At 51.1% G+C, this 17,699-nt stretch carries 15 protein-coding genes; 7 read left to right on the forward strand and 8 right to left on the reverse strand.

The genetic code is table 11. The annotated features are described in order from the left end of the window. Window positions 1–3 precede the first annotated feature (3 nt). Window positions 4–915 (forward strand): DUF4380 domain-containing protein, encoded by a 912-nt coding sequence (locus Q4526_RS07425; RefSeq protein ID WP_215976367.1) that lies wholly within the window; start codon window positions 4–6, stop codon window positions 913–915. Here Q4526_RS07425 and fucP read toward each other — a convergent pair. Then, window positions 912–2,213, reverse strand: a complete 1,302-nt coding sequence (gene fucP, locus Q4526_RS07430; protein WP_215976368.1) for an L-fucose:H+ symporter permease — start codon at window positions 2,211–2,213, stop codon at window positions 912–914. The genes Q4526_RS07425 and fucP overlap by 4 nt on opposite strands. Window positions 2,214–2,478: 265 nt before the next feature. Between fucP and Q4526_RS07435 the strand changes: the two genes are divergently transcribed. Further along, window positions 2,479–3,495 (forward strand): LacI family DNA-binding transcriptional regulator, encoded by a 1,017-nt coding sequence (locus Q4526_RS07435; protein WP_215976369.1) that lies wholly within the window; start codon window positions 2,479–2,481, stop codon window positions 3,493–3,495. 241 nt (window positions 3,496–3,736) lie between these two features. On the opposite strand, the gene Q4526_RS07440 is transcribed toward Q4526_RS07435, so the two are convergent. From Q4526_RS07440 to leuS, 4 genes are all read right to left on the reverse strand, one after another. After that, window positions 3,737–4,621 (reverse strand): DUF3014 domain-containing protein, encoded by an 885-nt coding sequence (locus Q4526_RS07440; RefSeq protein ID WP_215976370.1) that lies wholly within the window; start codon window positions 4,619–4,621, stop codon window positions 3,737–3,739. Between the two features lie 201 nt (window positions 4,622–4,822). Further along, window positions 4,823–5,872 (reverse strand): DNA polymerase III subunit delta, encoded by a 1,050-nt coding sequence (gene holA, locus Q4526_RS07445; protein WP_215976371.1) that lies wholly within the window; start codon window positions 5,870–5,872, stop codon window positions 4,823–4,825. Window positions 5,873–5,875: 3 nt separating this feature from the next. After that, window positions 5,876–6,376 carry an LPS assembly lipoprotein LptE gene (lptE, locus tag Q4526_RS07450; RefSeq protein WP_215976372.1) on the reverse strand — a complete coding sequence of 167 codons (501 nt, stop codon included), beginning with the start codon at window positions 6,374–6,376 and terminating at the stop codon, window positions 5,876–5,878. A gap of 33 nt (window positions 6,377–6,409) precedes the next feature. Next, complete coding sequence (leuS, locus tag Q4526_RS07455; RefSeq protein ID WP_215976373.1) at window positions 6,410–8,872, reverse strand: leucine--tRNA ligase; 2,463 nt, start codon at window positions 8,870–8,872, stop codon at window positions 6,410–6,412. 392 nt (window positions 8,873–9,264) lie between these two features. Here leuS and rplU point away from each other — a divergent pair, with 392 nt between their 5' ends. From rplU to Q4526_RS07480, 5 genes are all read left to right on the forward strand, one after another. Continuing rightward, the gene (gene rplU, locus Q4526_RS07460) at window positions 9,265–9,576 is read left to right on the forward strand and encodes a 50S ribosomal protein L21 (protein ID WP_215976374.1); all 312 of its coding nucleotides are present in this window, start codon (window positions 9,265–9,267) and stop codon (window positions 9,574–9,576) included. Window positions 9,577–9,590: 14 nt separating this feature from the next. After that, window positions 9,591–9,848: a 50S ribosomal protein L27 gene (gene rpmA / locus Q4526_RS07465; protein ID WP_215976375.1), complete on the forward strand. Its 258-nt coding sequence runs from the start codon at window positions 9,591–9,593 to the stop codon at window positions 9,846–9,848. A 158-nt stretch (window positions 9,849–10,006) separates the two neighbouring features. Then, on the forward strand, window positions 10,007–11,212 hold the full coding sequence (cgtA, locus tag Q4526_RS07470) for an Obg family GTPase CgtA (protein ID WP_215976376.1): 1,206 nt from the start codon (window positions 10,007–10,009) through the stop codon (window positions 11,210–11,212). Between the two features lie 20 nt (window positions 11,213–11,232). After that, entirely contained in the window at window positions 11,233–12,354 is a 1,122-nt protein-coding gene (gene proB / locus Q4526_RS07475; RefSeq protein WP_215976377.1) for a glutamate 5-kinase, read from the forward strand. 105 nt (window positions 12,355–12,459) lie between these two features. After that, window positions 12,460–13,206 (forward strand): hypothetical protein, encoded by a 747-nt coding sequence (locus tag Q4526_RS07480; RefSeq protein ID WP_215976378.1) that lies wholly within the window; start codon window positions 12,460–12,462, stop codon window positions 13,204–13,206. Window positions 13,207–13,524: 318 nt separating this feature from the next. On the opposite strand, the gene Q4526_RS07485 is transcribed toward Q4526_RS07480, so the two are convergent. From Q4526_RS07485 to Q4526_RS07495, 3 genes are read right to left on the reverse strand one after another with little or no spacing between them, the layout of a single operon-like run. Then, entirely contained in the window at window positions 13,525–14,844 is a 1,320-nt protein-coding gene (locus tag Q4526_RS07485; protein WP_215976379.1) for a hypothetical protein, read from the reverse strand. Window positions 14,845–14,849: 5 nt separating this feature from the next. Continuing rightward, window positions 14,850–15,812, reverse strand: coding sequence for a DUF4331 family protein (locus Q4526_RS07490; RefSeq protein WP_215976380.1), 963 nt, complete (start codon window positions 15,810–15,812; stop codon window positions 14,850–14,852). Further along, on the reverse strand, window positions 15,812–17,686 hold the full coding sequence (locus Q4526_RS07495; RefSeq protein ID WP_215976381.1) for a GMC family oxidoreductase: 1,875 nt from the start codon (window positions 17,684–17,686) through the stop codon (window positions 15,812–15,814). Before Q4526_RS07495 ends, Q4526_RS07490 begins: the two co-directional genes overlap by 1 nt. Between the last annotated feature and the right edge of the window lie 13 nt (window positions 17,687–17,699).

The raw sequence follows: 17,699 nt of genomic DNA on the forward strand, positions 1-17,699 counted from the left end.
TCAATGACACAGTGCAGTGATAAAAATGCGGAATTGGTGGCTGTTACACCGCCGGATTTCGTCTCGATGGCCGATGGCCGAATCTACCTTGAGCGCGGCTCACTGCGTGTCACTATCAACCCTGGTGTGGCTGGGCGTATTGAGTCTTTGGTGTACGCCGGACGTGAACGACTACTTACCCCTGCGCAGAATAATCCTTGGGGGAATGTGCTGTGGACCAGCCCGCAAAGTGATTGGGGCTGGCCTCCGCCTGAGGCCTTAAACTCTGCGCCTTACCGGGTGGAATTAACCTCGAAAGGGATTTACCTGCATGGCCCACACGATTCACAACTGGGGGTGGCTTTTAGTAAGTTCTACACGCTGGCCGACGATAGCGACCGGTTAATTATTCAATACCAGATTCATAATAAATCCGACGCTGAAGTGACCTTAGCCCCTTGGGAGGTTACCCGACTGCCAGCGCAAGGGCAGGTGTTTTTCCCCAAAGGAGAAACGGATTTTCACAGTGGTGAATTCTCGCCTTTGAATTTTACCCTTGATAACGGCATTGCTTGGTTTAACACTGCCGCGCAAAATTTTACCGCCGAGCACCACAAATCCATGACCGATGGGGAGGAGGGCTGGCTGGCTTACCAAGCCGAAGATTGGTTGTTCGTTAAAGTATTCGAAAAGGTGCCCGCCGAACTTATAGCGCCCGGTGAAGGTGAAATTGAACTCTATGCCAAAGGCGATGGCAGCTATATTGAAATGGAGCAACAGGGATATTTGACCACACTGATGCCGGGTGAAACTTTACCTTGGCAGGTAAGTTGGGTGTTTGCATCGTTGTCTGAGACCGATGCGAGTTCGCATCGCGAGGGGTGGGTAGTACGAGCCCGCCAACTGGCCAGGCTCGCACGCAATAACGAGGATTAATCCTCGTTATTGAACAGGTTGGCGTACTTCACACCGTAAAACAGAATATAGCCGTAACACGCTGCAGGCAGTAAAAAGGACATTTGAATACCGATACTGTCCGCTAATACACCTTGTAGCAGCGGGATAAAAGCACCGCCCACAATCGCAACACACAATAGACCCGAGCCTTGACTGGTTAGGCCGCCCAGCTTGTGCAACGCCATACTAAAAATGGTTGGGAACATAATCGAGTTGCATAAGCCCACCGCAATGATCGACCACATCGCAATTTTGCCTTCAAAGAAAACCGCCGACAGAACCAATGCAATCGCTGCCAAGCAGTTAACAGCCAACACCTTGCCAGGCTGAACATGACGCATCACCACAAAGCCAATAAACCGGCCGATCATGGCGCCACCCCAATAAAAGCTAACATAGGCTGCGGCTTGATGCTCTTTCAGGCCGGCGATATTGTCTTCGCCGAAAAAGTTCACCAGAAAGCTGCCAATGGCAACCTCGCCCCCAACATACATAAAGATTCCCAGTGCGCCCAATAACAAATGCGGTTTGGCGAAAATGGAAACTTTAGTTTGCTCGCTCGATGTGGCTTCTACCGGGTCCGAGTCATGAGTGATTTTGGGCAACTTGGCCAGCTTAAAAAAGATGGCAAGTGCAATCAAAGAACCCGCCAGCACCAGGTAGGGCATTTGCACCGCGGCGGCCTCTTTGGCTTTAGCTGCGGCGGCATCCAGTTCTGACAGGGCAGCGGAGTCGATCGCCTCACCGGCGGCGGCCAGAATTAACAGGCCACCCAAAGTCGGGGCGATAGTGGTGCCTAGTGAGTTAAACGCTTGGGTTAAATTTAATCGGCTGGAGGCAGTACGTGCGGGGCCAAGTACGGTTACATACGGGTTGGCGGCTACCTGCAGCACTGTAATACCTGCGGCGAGAATAAAAAAGGCGAGCAGGAATACTGAGTATGTGCTCATGGAGGCTGGATAGAACAAGAAACAACCAAAGCCTGCTATGACTAAGCCTGTCACCGCGCCATTTTGATAGCCGATTTTTCTAATCAGCATACCAGCGGGTAGTGAAACCACAGCATACGCAAAAAAGAAACAGAACTGCACCATCATCGCCTGGGTGTAGCTTAAGGTGTACACATTCTTTAAATGGGGGATCAGCACATCATTCATGGCTGTTAGTAAGCCCCACATAAAAAATAGCAATGTAATGATGACCAGTGGAGTGGTGTAGTTTTGGTTGTTATGTTCAGCTACCTGACTGACGCCAGCGCTGGTCGGAGCAGTTGCCATAGTAAACCTCGTAGGAAAAACGTATTTTATTGCACTGTTTAAGGGGGTAAGTGTGACCCCCGAAGGAGTGCAGTGTGATTATTGTCAGGTACTTCCTGCTGTTTTATTGACCTTTGAATAGCCCCTGCGCTGGGCAAGGCAGGTTAAATCTACTCGTTGCAGCCATATTATTCTGTTACTATAAAACAAACTGACAGCGCTGTCATCTCAATTCACACAAGTTTACCCACATTGGGGTAAAATGAGGCTTTAACGGGGGTAGTAAGTGGCAAGAGCAACCATTGACGATGTAGCTGCACTGGCGGGCGTGTCTATGAAGACCGTGTCGCGTGTGGTCAACAAAGAGCCCAATGTGCGCGCCACTACCCGCGAAAAAGTCGAATCAGCCATTGCCGAGCTCGATTATCGGCCCAGCCAATCTGCTCGCTCGTTAGCCGCCAATCGTTCCTACGTTTTAGGTTTACTCTACGATAATCCCAGTGCGAGCTATGTTATTGACGTGCAGTCGGGCGCTTTGGCAAGTTGTCGTCGGCTTGGGTATGACTTGTTAATTCACCCCTGCAGTCACGAGAGCGCCTCAATAATTGAAGAGGTTCTGTCATTGGTTAGGCAAAATCGAGTTGATGGGTTGATTTTGACCCCGCCTTTGTCGGATATGGTTGAGCTGGTGCACCAGTTGGTGGAGGCAAAAGTGCCCGTGGTGCGTTTGTCACCCACCGAAGACAAGAAAATTTGCCCCTATGTTCAGACCAATGACCAGCAGGCGGCCTATGAAATGACCTGCCGTTTGTTGGATCTCGGTCATACGCGTATAGGTTTTATTGCCGGTCACCCCGATCACAAAGCCGTTGTGCAGCGTTTTTTGGGGTACAAGCAAGCACTGGATGATCGCGCTATAGCCCTCGATCCGGCTTTGGTCGAGCAGGGTTACAACTCGTTTGATTCGGGCAGCGAGTGCGCCGAGAGACTTCTGGCCTTGGCCGATGCTCCCACCGCCATTTTTGCCGGTAACGATGATATGGCTGCGGGTGCTATTATTGCTGCCCATCATCGCGGCATTTCTATGCCGGCCGAACTTTCCATTGCCGGTTTCGATGATACGCCGGTTGCCCACCAAATTTACCCCTCGTTAACCACCGTGCGTCAGCCGATCAGTGATATGTCCGAAAGAGCAGTAGAGCTTTTGCTGCGGTCGATTGATGGTAAACCCAAAGGGGCCGAAGCTTCGATGGATTGCTGTATTTTGGAGCGGGAAAGTACCGGTAAGGCGCCATCGGTTTAAGCTGGCAAGGTATGGGTTTTAAAGCCATGGATTTTCGACTGGACTTTTACCACCGATGATCAGCGCCGCTGTTTACATTGGGCTTCACCGTTAAGGTGGGGCTTGGGGGAAGCTTTGCAGCTTAATCCCCCCTGTGCTTAGGTGTGAAATACGTCTATTGGCATAATAATTTTGGCATCCCCGATTTCGGTTTTCCCCCACCTATAAGAAAAACGCCAACAATATTATTGAAGTGACATTTTTAATTTTCGGATAACGCTTTCTTGAACGCGCTTAAGTAGCTTTTGACTTTGCCCCGGTTATCGGGACCCATACGCAGCATCAGTTTTTGTGGCTCTGGCAGTGCTTCGAGCTCAGGATCGGCGTATTTGAACATAACGGCTGGCCGCGTCAAAATTAATGTTTTATCGATATCGGGGGTGGCCAAGAGGTTGTCGATCGCACTGATGACAACCTCACGAAAGCTGCCGTCTAATCCTTGTTCGGCATAAGCCTCGCTGAGCAGGGGCTCCAGTTTATCGAAGACGCTTGCTAGGGTGGCCGGCTCAAAAGATTGCATTAAGGCGATATGTTTGTCATAACGACGGAAATTCGCCTCGGTTAATTCGTATTCAGCATCTTCGCCGCCGCTAATTTGAGAAACCCCCAATGTTGGCATCGGTGAAAGCACAGGCCGGTATTGGTTCACCAGGCGATTGTTGGCAACCCCGATAATTGCTCTAACGCTTTTACGCACCACCTCGTCGGGTACGATTAACCCCATCAGAGATTGTTCGCTTTGGGTGGATAGCTGCTCACTGACAAAAGCGTCGCTGTCGTTAAGAGGGGGTAAGCTAACGGCGGGTTCACTTTCTTCGGCTGCAGGCTCTGTGTTCTCAACGGTTTCTTGAATGGGCTCGGGTGGCGGTGGACTAGGCTCTTTAGGGGCGGCAATTGGCTTGGCCGCCGGTATGGAGGCTGAGCTTGAGGATACAGAGTTGGTATGAACGCTGGCAACAGGAACCTCGATGGGCTCGGCCGGAGTTGATAGCGTCTTATACCAATAAATAAACCCTCCTAGCAGTGCAATGACTACTACGATCGCGATGATGGCAACTAGGTTGCCCGAGGTACTACTATCCTTCATAGCTTGCTCCGTTGAGCTCTTCTTTTCCCTAACTTTGCGTTAGGTTTTACGGATTTACAAGTATTAGAATGTTATTTCTCGTGTTGGTTCAGAGATTTTTTCTTATAAGAAAGGTAAAGATGACTTGCCGCACCAAACTGGGTCGATTTATCAGGCTAGGCTTGGTCTTTCGGGTTGGCTATTGCTTGCTCTGAGCAATGATTAGAGCTTTAAATTCAAGCGAATATTGATGGGGGATAAGCTCTGAGCGCCGGCAATGTTGATCACTAAATCCAGCAGGTCATCCCAGGCGCTGGCGTCGCGCATGCCTTTAATGGCGCGGTCGATGCCTCCGGCCTGGCGCAGTAGTAATTCCAATTTGGCGCGCTTGAGTCTTTTTAGGGCGCCGCCGACCAACGCTTGCCGTTTGGCCCAAATACCCGCTTGCTTCATGGCCCAATCCGGATGTTTACCTTGCTCAATTTGAATGGAAGCTTGCAGCATTTGGCGCAAATCGCGGGTGAGGGCCCAGAGTATGGCGGGCGCCTCTGTGCCTTCGGTTTTGAGGCCGTGCAGGCTTTTAACCGCAGCGCGGGCATCGCCCAGTAGGGCTTTATCGGCTAAACCAAAAATGTCGTAGCGCGCGCTGTCGGCGACCACGGAGGCCATTAACTCGGCGCTGACATAACCGTCGGTGGTTAAAAGTTTTAATTTTTCTATTTCTTGAGCGGCTGCCAGCAAGTTGCCCTCAATGCGTGATGCCAGCATCTCAATGGCACTGTTGTCGGCGTTTAACCCTGCTTGCTTTAAACGCTGACCAATCCAGCGCGGCAGTTGCGGCGGATCAATGGGCCAAATCGGCAGATGAATGCCGGCCCCGTCAATGGCTTTGTACCATTTACTGCGGGTGGCCGTGGCATCGAGTTTGCCGGTCACGACCAGCAGAAGGGTGTCGTCCGGCAGGTTGGTGCAGTATTCAACCAGGGCGCGAGAGCCTTTGTCCCCAGGCTTGCCCGTGGGTAGGCGCAGCTCAATAAGCTTTTGATTGGCGAATAAAGAGAGGCTGTTGGCCGCGCTCAGCAGTTGCCCCCAGTCAAAGCTTTGGTCAACGTGATGGAGGTCGCGCTCGGTAAAGCCTTGCTGGCGCGCGGCTAGGCGAATGCTGTCACAGGCTTCCTGAACCAATAGGGGTTCATCGCCACTGACCCAATACAGAGGCGCCAACTTATCGGTCAGACTGCGGCCCAGTTGGTCGATACGTATTTTGGCCACGGGTTACTCCGGTTTGGCCTGATCGGGTTGCAGCTGAAAGTAACTCTGACGCAGTATTTGTTGGGCCAAATCGCGGCGCATTTCTTCCAGCAGTAGCGCTTCTTCGCGCTCGATGCCGGTGGCATCGGAGGCGTCCAGCGATCGGGTGACCACCGTTGTCAGCGGGCCGGTGGCTTCGCGCCCGGCGGCATCAAACCATTGGAAGTCTTGGCTCAACTGCAGCTCGTAAGCCGCAGCTAGGCTATCGGTACCTACGCCAACTGTGCGTTTGCGCAGCTCTTCGGGCTCGAGGGCGAGGCGGTATTCGGCCTTTTGGCCCGCTTGGGTCACCATCTCAATCCCGCTTTGGGTAAAGGCGTCGCTCAAAGCTTGCTGCACCGGTGTGTGCTGCTCACTGGAGATTAAGCGCACCGACTCAAGCGTGAAGGGAGGCAGCAAATCACCTCGTACCTGCCAGCCGCAACCAGCCAGCAGGAGTAGAGCGGCCATCAGCCAAGTATTCATAAGCGGCCTCCCTTGTGCAAAGCACGGGTGTGGTTAATTGGCAACAATGTTGACAAGCTTATTGGGTACCACGATTACCTTGCGCACGGTGAGGTCGGCCAAAAAGCGCTGCACATTGTCCTGTGCCAGAGCCAGTGCTTCCATATCATCGCGGGCGGCATCAATTGGCGCTTGGATTTTGTCGCGGACCTTGCCGTTAACCTGCACCACAATTTCAATGCTGGTGCGTTTAAGGGCGGCTTCGTCAGCGCTCGGCCAAGGAGCATCCAGCGGAATATTGTTGTGGCCCAGCGCTTGCCAAAGTTTATGCGCAATATGCGGCACAATGGGGGCGAGCATCAGCACGGCCGTTTCCAGAGCCTCGCGCTCGACCGCTAAGCCTTCTGGGGTGGCCCGGTCCGCCAGCTTGTTGACCTCGTTCATTAATTCCATGACCGCGGCCACTGCGGTATTAAAGGTTTGACGGCGGCCGTAGTCATCGGTGACCTTGGCAATGGTCTCGTGGGTTTTGCGGCGCAAGTCGCGCTGGCTATCATTCAGCGTATTGCCGTCGAGCTTGCCCGGGGTGCCCGCTTGCAGGTGCCCGTGTAGGCTCTTCCAGAGGCGGCGCAAAAAGCGGTTGGCACCTTCTACACCAGAGTCGCTCCACTCCATGCTTTGCTCGGGAGGGGCGGCGAACATCGAGAACAGGCGCACCGTATCGGCGCCGTACTGCTCAATCAGCTCGGCCGGATCAACCGTATTGCCTTTGGATTTACTCATCTTGGTGCCGTCTTTCAGCACCATGCCTTGGCACAATAGACGGTCAAAAGGCTCGTCGCTGTCTACCAGCCCCTCATCGCGCATCAGCTTGTGAAAGAAGCGGGCATATAACAGATGCAAGATGGCGTGCTCAATACCACCGACATACTGATCCACCGGCAGCCAGTAGTTGGCAGCGTCGGAGTCGAGCATACCGTCGGCGAAGTTAGGGCAGGTGTAGCGCGCGTAATACCAGGAGGACTCCATAAAGGTGTCGAAGGTATCGGTTTCGCGTTCCACTGCACGGCCGTCATGCTCGGTTTTGCGCCACTCGGGGTCAGACTTAATGGGCGATTGCACGCCGTCTAGCACCACATCTTCGGGCAGTAATACGGGCAGCTTGTCGGCAGGAACAGGTATTTCCCCACCGCCTGGCATATTCATCATAGGGATAGGGGTGCCCCAATAGCGCTGGCGCGATACGCCCCAATCGCGCAGACGATAGTTGGTTTGCACCTTGCCTTTTTTAGCGGCTTTTAAGGTTTGCGCAATCGCGTCAAAAGCGGCTTTAAAGTCCAGTCCGTCGTACTCGCCCGAGTTTACCAATACGCCTTTTTCGACATAGGCTTCTTTATCCAGATCAATGGCCGAGCCATCTTTAGGGGCGATAACTTGCTGAATGGGTAAGTTGTACTTGTGGGCGAATTCGTAATCGCGTTGATCGTGAGCGGGAACCGCCATCACCGCGCCCGAGCCATAATCCATCAATACATAGTTGGCGATCCATACCGGAATTTCATCGCCGGTAATGGGGTGCAGCGCTTTTAGACCGGTATCCAGCCCGATTTTTTCCATACTGGCCATATCAGCCTCGGCGACCGACTGTTCTTTGCACTCGGCGACAAACTGCGCGATGGATTCGTCGTTTTCGGCTAGCTGTTGCGTAATAGGGTGCTCGGCGGCAAGGCTGACATAGCTAACGCCCATCAGGGTGTCGGGCCGGGTGGTGTAGACTTCAAAGCCGGTGTGGCCACCGAGCTTCTCGGCCAAATCAAAACGCATCTCCACGCCGCGGCTTTTGCCGATCCAGTTGCGCTGCATGGTTTTTACTTGTTCGGGCCAGTTGGGCAGCTTGTTCAAATCTTTGAGCAATTCTTCGGCATAGCCGGTAATGCGGATAAACCACTGAGGTATTTCTTTGCGCTCGACAACGGCACCAGAGCGCCAGCCGCGACCGTCGATCACTTGTTCGTTGGCCAGTACGGTCTGGTCTTCAGGGTCCCAATTAACCGTAGCCATTTTTTTATACACCAGCCCTTTTTCGTACAGACGGGTGAAGAACCATTGCTCCCAACGATAGTAGTCGCTGCGACAAGTGGCCAGCTCGCGGCTCCAGTCGAAACCAAAGCCCAGCTGTTTCAGCTGCCCTTTCATGTATTCGATGTTGGAGTAGGTCCACTTGGCCGGAGCCGAATTGTTTTTAATGGCGGCGTTTTCGGCCGGCAAGCCGAACGCATCCCAGCCCATGGGATGCAGCACATTTTTGCCTTGCATGCGTTGAAAGCGGGCAATTACATCGGAAATGGTGTAGTTGCGCACATGCCCCATATGCAGTTTACCGCTGGGGTAGGGAAACATGGCGAGACAGTAAAACTTCTCGCGACTGGTGTCTTCGGTGACGGTAAAGCTCTGGTTTTCATCCCAGTAGCTCTGGGCCTCGGATTCCACCTCGGCGGGGTGATATTGCTCTTGCATTTTGGGCTGTATTTCCCTGCGGTTTGTCATTGATTGATAAAGACCGCGCATTATAGGGGGTAGGCCGCTTGATACCAAGGGCAGGGCCGGCTATTTCTCGCTCGATGCTGGCAATGTGAACAATCATTCGCCGGCTTATTTGAAAAAGCCTGCGTGTTCATCGGTCAATCTACAATTTTAGGCGGCTTTATTTATAGTCAATTGGCGTCTCAATCACCAATCACTAGGGCACATACCTATATCTCGGCCCATAAGGCCACCGTTAAAACCGCAAAAGTGGTTGATTTGGCAGGGGGTTTGGCATAGAATCGCGGCCCCGAATACGGCTCAAGTCTATAAAACGCATGGGAACCCCATGTTACTTCGTGCCGTCCAAGAGTATTGGAGCAGTTATGTACGCTATTTTTGAAAGCGGTGGTAAGCAGCACCGTGTAGTGGAAGGCGAAACCCTGAAGCTCGAAAAAATCGAAGTCGCCACCGGCGAAAAAATCGAATTCGACAAAGTTTATCTGGTTGCTAATGGCGATGATGTAAAAATCGGCGCGCCAGTAGTAGCTGGTGCTAAAGTGACCGCTGAGGTGGTTACCCACGGCCGTGCGGACAAGGTGAAAATCATCAAGTTCCGTCGTCGTAAGCACTCTATGAAGCGTCAGGGCCACCGTCAGTGGTTCACTGAAGTTAAAATCACCGGTATCAAAGGTTAAGCAGGAGTTTACTCATGGCTCATAAAAAAGCAGGCGGTAGTACACGTAACGGCCGCGATTCGGAAAGTAAACGCCTTGGTGTTAAGCGCTTTGGCGGTGAAGCTGTATCGGCCGGTTCAATTATTGTTCGTCAGCGTGGCACCAAGTTCCACGCCGGTGTAAACGTGGGTATTGGCAAAGACCACACCCTGTTTGCCAAATCAGACGGTACTGTAAAATTTGAAGTCAAAGGTGACAAAAACCGCCGTTTCGTTTCCATCGAAACTGCCTAAGTCATCCTAGGTCGGCTGCCTGGCAGCCACTCGGCGCAAGCCGAATAGAAAGAGCCCCGTCGATACCGATGGGGCTTTTTTGTTGGTAAACTCACAACAAGGGCCGGGTTGTGAGACGTACTCATCCGGTCTAATCAGTTCACTCAGCGGAGAAAGCCGTGAAATTTGTCGACGAGGCACCGATATACGTGGAAGCAGGAAAGGGCGGCAATGGCTGCTTAAGCTTTCGCCGGGAAAAATTTATTGCCAAGGGCGGCCCAGACGGCGGCGATGGCGGTGATGGCGGCAGCGTGTATCTACAGGCCGATGTTAACCTCAATACCTTGGTGGATTACCGTTATACCCGCCGCTTTAAAGCCCAAAGTGGTGATGGCGGGCGCGGTAAAGATTGCCGCGGTAAAAGCGGTGAAGACTTAATCATTCCTGTGCCGGTAGGTACCACGGTAATCGATCAAGACTCCGGTGAAACTTTGGGTGATTTAACCTGTGAAGGTGATCTGCTTAAAGTGGCACAGGGTGGCTTCCACGGCCTGGGTAATGCGCGCTATAAATCCAGCACCAACCGTGCTCCAAGACAAACCAGCCCCGGTAGTCCAGGTGAGTTTCGCAATTTAAAATTGGAAATGAAAGTGCTGGCCGATGTGGGACTGTTGGGCTTGCCAAATGCGGGTAAAAGCACTTTTATTCGCTCGGTGAGTTCGGCCAAACCGAAAGTAGCTGACTACCCGTTTACCACTTTGGTACCAAATTTAGGGGTGGTAAAAGTACAGGAGCATCGCAGCTTTGTAGTCGCCGATATCCCCGGTGTGATTGAAGGCGCGGCAGATGGTGCCGGTTTGGGTATTCGCTTTTTAAAGCATTTAACTCGCTGCCGGGTATTGTTGCATTTAGTGGATGTTGCGCCGGTGGATAGTAGTGACCCGGTGGAAAACGTCAAAGCGATTGCTCGCGAGTTGGAAAATTTCAGTCCGCATCTAGCCCAGCGCAAGCGTTGGTTGGTACTAAATAAAATCGACTTACTACCCCCAGACGAACGCGAAGAGATGTGCCGGGCGATCACCCAGGCTCTTGACTGGGAAGGCCCTGTTTTTGCGATTGCAGCGGTCAGTGGTGACAATGTTGACTCTCTGACAGGCGCGTTGATGCAGCATCTCGAGACACTGTGGCAAGCAGAAAAGGACGACCCAGAGCTGCTAGAAGCTGAATACGCCTTTCAGGATGCCATGCAAGAAGAGGTGCGGGAAAGAATTGAAACCTTACGCCTGCAACACCGCGCAGCTCGAAAAGCTCAAAAATCGAACGATGATGATGATGACGATTTCGATGACGACGATGATGATGTCGAAGTGGTTTACGCCCCTTAAAATCGGTAAGAGTGGAATGCATGTCTAAGCGCCAGGAATTAAATCGCGCCCAGCGCTGGGTGGTTAAAATAGGCAGCGCCTTGCTGACCAATGACGGTAAAGGTTTAGACTATGCCGCCATTGCCGAGTGGGTGGCGCAAATAGCGGCGCTAAAGAAAAGCGGTATTGAGTTGGTATTGGTCTCCTCTGGCGCGGTGGCGGCGGGCATGACTCGGCTCGGGTGGAACGAACGGCCAACCGAGGTTCATCTTTTACAGGCAGCGGCGGCAGTGGGGCAGATGGGTTTGGTGCAAAACTACCAAACAGAATTCTCTCAATACGGCTTGCACACCGCGCAAGTACTGTTGGACCACGACGATTTATCGTCACGCGAGCGCTATTTAAATGCGCGCTCGACCCTACGAGCCCTGCTAGATCTCAACGTTATTCCCATCGTGAACGAGAACGACACAGTCGTGACCGACGAAATCCGCTTTGGTGATAACGACACCTTGGGTGCGTTGGTGGCGAACCTTATTGACGCCGATGTACTGGTCATCATGACCGATCAAGACGGTATGTACACGGCAGATCCGCGCAGCAATCCCGATGCGCAATTAATCAGCGAAATGGCGGCGGCCGACGATAGACTCAGCGCGATGGCCGGCGACGGCGGCAGTTTAGGTCGCGGCGGTATGATCACCAAAGTGCGTGCGGCAAAAGTGGCGGCGCGCTCTGGGGCTGATACGATTATTGTTGGCGGACGCCAGAATGCAGTGCTGACTCGTTTACATGCCGGAGAAGCGCTGGGCACTTTACTCTGGGCTGATCAACAACCACAGGCGGCGCGCAAACGATGGCTGGCGGGGCACCTGCAATCTCGCGGCACGTTGATTCTAGATGACGGCGCAGTGGGTGTATTGCAAAAACAAGGTAAAAGCTTGCTACCGGTAGGCGTGCGAGAAGTGCAGGGTGACTTTAAGCGCGGAGAGATGGTGGTGTGCAAAGATTTACAGGGGCGGGAAATAGGCCGCGGATTGGTTAACTACCATGCCACTGAGGCTGCGCAAATTATTGGCCTCTCTAGTTCAAAAATTGTATCGGTGTTGGGTTATCAAGGCGATGAAGAGTTGATTCATCGCGATAATATGGTTATTCACTGATTCTTACCGCTAACACTGCAAATGTTTAGTGTTAGAATCGTGAGCTCAAGGCGGTGTTCTTACCGGCTTGAGCAGCTATATTAATAATTAAAAAAGGACCCAAGGATGAAGATATTTTATTTGGCACTTGTTACTGTTCTGTTTTTCTCTCACCCCTGTTTCTCAACAGAGCCTCTTTCCCCTATTGATCAGCGCTATGTGGAGCGTTTAAGTATCGGTGGCCCTACCACCATACGCGATGTAGCGAAGAGCATCTATCGCTCTGAGCAAGCCAATACGCAAGTGTTGGATGTGGCGGCAGAGGTATTAATGCGCGATTATCAGGTCGCTATTGATAACACTCAAATCGATGCATTGGCTTGGGTGATTAAAGCGCTTGCTTTGGCCGACACCAACCGCTATCAGGTCATATTGGCCGAGGTTGCAGAGAATGCTTCACATCGAAAAATAGCCAAATATGCACGAAAAATGCAAGATGACGACTTGCCCGAAGGGCCAGCTTACGAGCCGGGTAGTGTTGTGCTGGCCGATTATGAGCCGGATCAAGCGTCACCAGTTGCGGGCGCAAGCGCTGCAACTGAGTCAAACCGAGAAGTGCACCCCATCACTATTGTTCGCGAGGGCATGAGCATTCAGGAGGCCTATGACTTGGTGGGTTATCCAACCTCCGAGCATACCTATCAAACCGGTAAACAATGGATTCCGTTTAACTATAAAGGTGGTGATATTCGTCGCCAAGCTGCCTTGTATAAAGGACAGGGGCGAATTGTTTTTTCCAATACGTCGCGCTATAGCAATAGCTGGCGAGTATTAGAAGTTTTAGTGGATGAAGCTGAGACCGGTTATCCATAATACATATTACGGGTGAGGGCTGTGGTGCTCACCCGTAGACAAAAATAATAGCCAACATTTTTGAGTGGTAGATGATGCCACTCAACGTCAACTGGCAGGGGCAGTACAGCAGTATATTGGTCAGGCGAGCTTAGTTATGGATTTGGCACGCTTGATGCGACGGGCATAAATTCTGAAGTGGAAAAATTTAGAATCATCACACAGTAATATTGAATGTGTTCCAACCATAGGCCAGTTTAAATAAACCCGTTTGTTGCAATTTCCCTGCGGCCCTTGAGTGAGTTTATCTAGCGTGCAAAAAATAATATTTGGCATGCCTCACTCGGCATTCAGATCGTTAAACCGGCCCAAAAAGAAATCAAAACACAGCGAGAATGAAAAGGTGCCTTGATATGTACACTGCTCACTCAACATCTTCGATTCATGGTACATATTGGCCGCTACAATAGAAGTCATATAAGCGGATACTTTGTCATTAAACACATCGCCATGATCTTTGATAAAACTGGTGTCAGTTTTAAGAAAAACAATGGGGTCTTGATGGCTGCAAGGTAGGCGGGCAGTGGTTGGATCGTGGGTTGTAGTCGAGCTGTCACAAAAATCGTGAAAATTCCATTTTCCCATGGGTTGGTCGTAGGCATCCATCTGATTGTTTTTGTTTAATGTCAGTGCACCGGTCCAAAAACGCTGGTAATTGCCGATTGTGGTGGTGTCTAGGTTGTGTTCCGAAAATCGATAGGTTTGATCATTGTACAGGCGCTCAAAGTCCACCTCGTCCCATGCTAAAGCGGCAATAGCCTGGCCGATAGGAAAATAGACGTGGGTCGCTTTATCACCTTCCGAGCTTATAACGTGCAATAGCTCCGGCTGAGGCTCTTTAATTTTGGCAAATTGCATGCTGTGCTCTTTGAGCGCAAATATCTGATTCGCCTCTATAGCTGGGTTTAACAGCACGACTCCTTCACCAATAGTAGGCGCCGGTTTATCATCGGCCAGGCCGTGAATCATCTTGGTTAATAATATATTGTCGATGGCAGACAGCGTCATGGCGCCGCCAAAGCTGTGGCCGGCTACCAGTAAAATGTTACTGGGTTTACGTGCGTCAATCTCGGACAGTTTTAATAAGACAGAAGAAACTCCGTTGGTGCCAATTTCTTCGGCAACAGATTTTCGGGACCAATAGGTTAGATATTCAGAGCCTGCGCCATGCAGTGATTTTCCTCGCCAGCCTACGTATACACCCATTAGTTGTCGTTGCCCTAGAATACCGGACGCCCCAATTTTATCCAGAACCTGACGAAAGCTTTTGACATTGCGGTCACTGTCGCTGGCATTGTGTAGCCAGCCGTGTACAAAAACCACTACCGCGACACCTGACTCTTGAGCGGAATAACGCTCGATACGATTGATAATATCGCGCGTCCTACGTCGATCAAATTGATTGCCTCGCTCAGAAAATTCAATAAAACTAAGCTCGTAGTTTTCTCGTTCTTCTATGTAAGACGAGCCACAACCTTGTTGGCAGTCGGCAGGCGGTTGGGTGCGCCATGCCGTATCACGAGTACAGGAGGTGGTAATAAAGGCCAGGATCGCCACGCTCCCTAGCAAAAGCCCTAGGCGGATAAGTGTGTTGCGCATAATATTTACCAAGGCTTAGCTAAATAGGGGAAGTGAGGCAGAAATGGCTTGTCGTTGGTGTTTTTTCTGGGCCAATTCCAAGTTCTGACATCGCCATACGACAGCTCCCACAGTAGGCAATCGCCTAGCTGACAGGTCAAATCGGCAACATCGTCGGTGAGTAAACGGCCGTTGGGGAAACCTGCCTTATGGTGCCGACTAAAAATCATTACGTCGGGAAATTTGTCGTAGTCTCGTATGGCAAACAAAGGTGCTAACTTAGACATCAGAACCTTATCGACAAGCCCAGGGTCATTATGTTTTTTGTTGATAGCCTCAAGGTGTTCATAAGGTTCTAGTGTATTGAGAAAGTCGAGCCTGGGTTGCATGGTTCGATTTGATCGTCCTACATGATCTATTTTTTTACCCTTTCGAATAATATCGCCCCACAATACAAAATCCTTTTGCTGCTTGGGGAAGGCATCAAGAGGTATTGCCGTGACCATTGCAACGACATTGGTGCCAAAAAACTTGGGGAAAATAAATGGATCGTCTCGTACGCCGGTGAAAACCCGAATGTTGTCTGTCTCTTGCAAAGCTCCTTGCGGTTTAAATTTAACGAGTTCAGCGTTCTCGTTAAGGGAGAACGCCAAGGTGGCACTCTCTTTAATATGTTTTGGACGGTTGATGCTGCCGCCGTATCGCATCCGTTGTTGCGGGTTGTCGAACGACACCTTAGAGGTTAAATCGAGGTGTACTCGATAAGTTTGTTCGTGAAGATGATGAATGGGCAGTGGATGATTAAGCCCCGGATGGGTGGTTAAAATGATTATTAGATCGTTGTTATCAATAAACGCAAACAGACCGGATAAACTTCGAGTCGGTTGTTGATTAAAAACAGGGTCAGCGTGATCAGAGGCGGCGGCTCCCTGCAGTAGCAATAATAAAATAAGGCTAGCAAAGATTTTGATTAACGGTAGCTTTATCATTAGGGTTTTTGGCTCTTGAAGATGACATCAGCGGCTTTTTCGGCGGCCACATAAATTGAGGTGACAATAAAAAAACCGGGTATACGTGGGAAAATAGAAGCATCCACGACGCGTAAATTACTCACTCCGCGCACTTTAAAATCACTGTCGAGCACCGCGAGAGGGTCATCATCGCGACCCATTTTACAAGTGCAAGAGGCGTGGTGGCCCCAAGCACGGTTGCGAACAAATTCCGCTAATTCTTGATCTGTTTGAACTTCTTTGCCTGGCAGTTCCTCCTCGGCAATAATGCCTTTTTCAATCAATGGCTGGGTCATTTCACGCACAAATTTAATGCCCTCTACCACCGATGCTAAATCTTCCCCCGTGGTATCATTACCTTCTTCGAAATAGCGGAAGTTAATGTAGGGGCGATCCAGTGGATCATTGGATGCGAGGCTAACGTAACCGGCAGTATTGTTTGTGTGGGCTTTAAGGATGGCCCATGTTAGATAATTGAGCTTTTTGATTAACTGAGAGTAGCCAGGAAAATAGCCACGAAACTCCGCAAGCAGAGCAAAACAGAATAAATCGGGCAGGGGGCGCTCAGGGAAAGAGCGTTTAATGGCAGCGAGCACGGCGCCGTTAGTGGTGTAGACGCCTTTGCCTTTTAACCACTGTTGGTATTGCGGGTCTTTAGTGTCGTAATTGGCGTGCTCTAATACCTTCCAGTGCTCGAAGTTCATACGGTTGACGACACCGACTTCATAGCGGTCCTGTAAATTTTTGCCTACCCCTGGTAAGTCGACAGAGCAGGGTATATCGTGTTTTTCTAGTTCTTCGCGCGGGCCTATACCCGAGAGCATCAGCAATTGTGGCGTGTTAAAAGCGCCACCGGCCAAAATAACTTCTTTGTTGGCGTAGACTTGGTGGAGGGTTCCCTGTTCGCCACTTGGGTATTGATAGGCGCGATATAACTTTTCGCCTTTGCGATATTCCACTCCAGTGGCATTGAGGTTTTCATCCAGTATGACTCGGGTCACTAAGGCATTGGTTTCAATGGTTAGGTGGTTGGGCAAACGAGCGGCAACCTCTAGTAGACGCTCACGAGTGCCGTGGCGTTTATGCTTATCGGTCGCAAGTGGCGGATATCTGAGTCCGGTGGCATTTTTCTCTACTAGTCGCCAATCGTTCGGGTCGCCGGCGCCTTCTTTAACCCAACCGAGGCGTTGTAAAGGCTTGGCAAGCATTTTAAAGCCGATGGTTCCGGATTCTTCGATCGTATCGATCAGGGCGTGATCTTTCAGAACCGATTCCAGCGGAATCGCTTTTTCAGTGCGAAACCAGCCGCTAAAACCATGTCGCGAAGGGTTGAGTCGAAACAGTTTATGAATCCAACGCCAGACTGGACGATAACGACAATCTTCCATTTTTTGGAAGTAAGAGCGCATATTGCTCGAGTTCCAGCTGTCGTCGCCTGTTAGCTCGGCAATGCCGTCCCAATCTTGGTTGTGAGGGTAAACGGTTATCATGGCATTGTGCGCGGTGCAGCCGCCAAGGCAGCCCGCGCGCGGGTAAAGCACACCATTGACCGGTTGGTTTAAATACTCGGCAGAATACTTAGGGTCTTTTTCTTGCTGGGTTTGGTCACTGTAGTGGCGCACAAAATAGTCCCAACGCATTTCGTTATTTTCGGTAGAAAAGGCATGAAAGACGGGCACTTCGTAATCCTCAGGTAAGCGATTTTCATCACTTACCTGATCAGATCCTCGGTGTTTGACTGGATCTTGCCCGGATTCCAGTACTAAAACGCGCGCGCCGTATTCGGCCAGTCGAGCTGCTACAGTGCCGCCGCCGGCCCCAGAGCCGACGACAATATAATCGTAATTACTCATGTCAAATTCCTTT

Source organism: Gilvimarinus sp. 2_MG-2023 (genome assembly GCF_030547685.1).
In the GTDB taxonomy this organism is placed as follows: domain Bacteria; phylum Pseudomonadota; class Gammaproteobacteria; order Pseudomonadales; family Cellvibrionaceae; genus Gilvimarinus.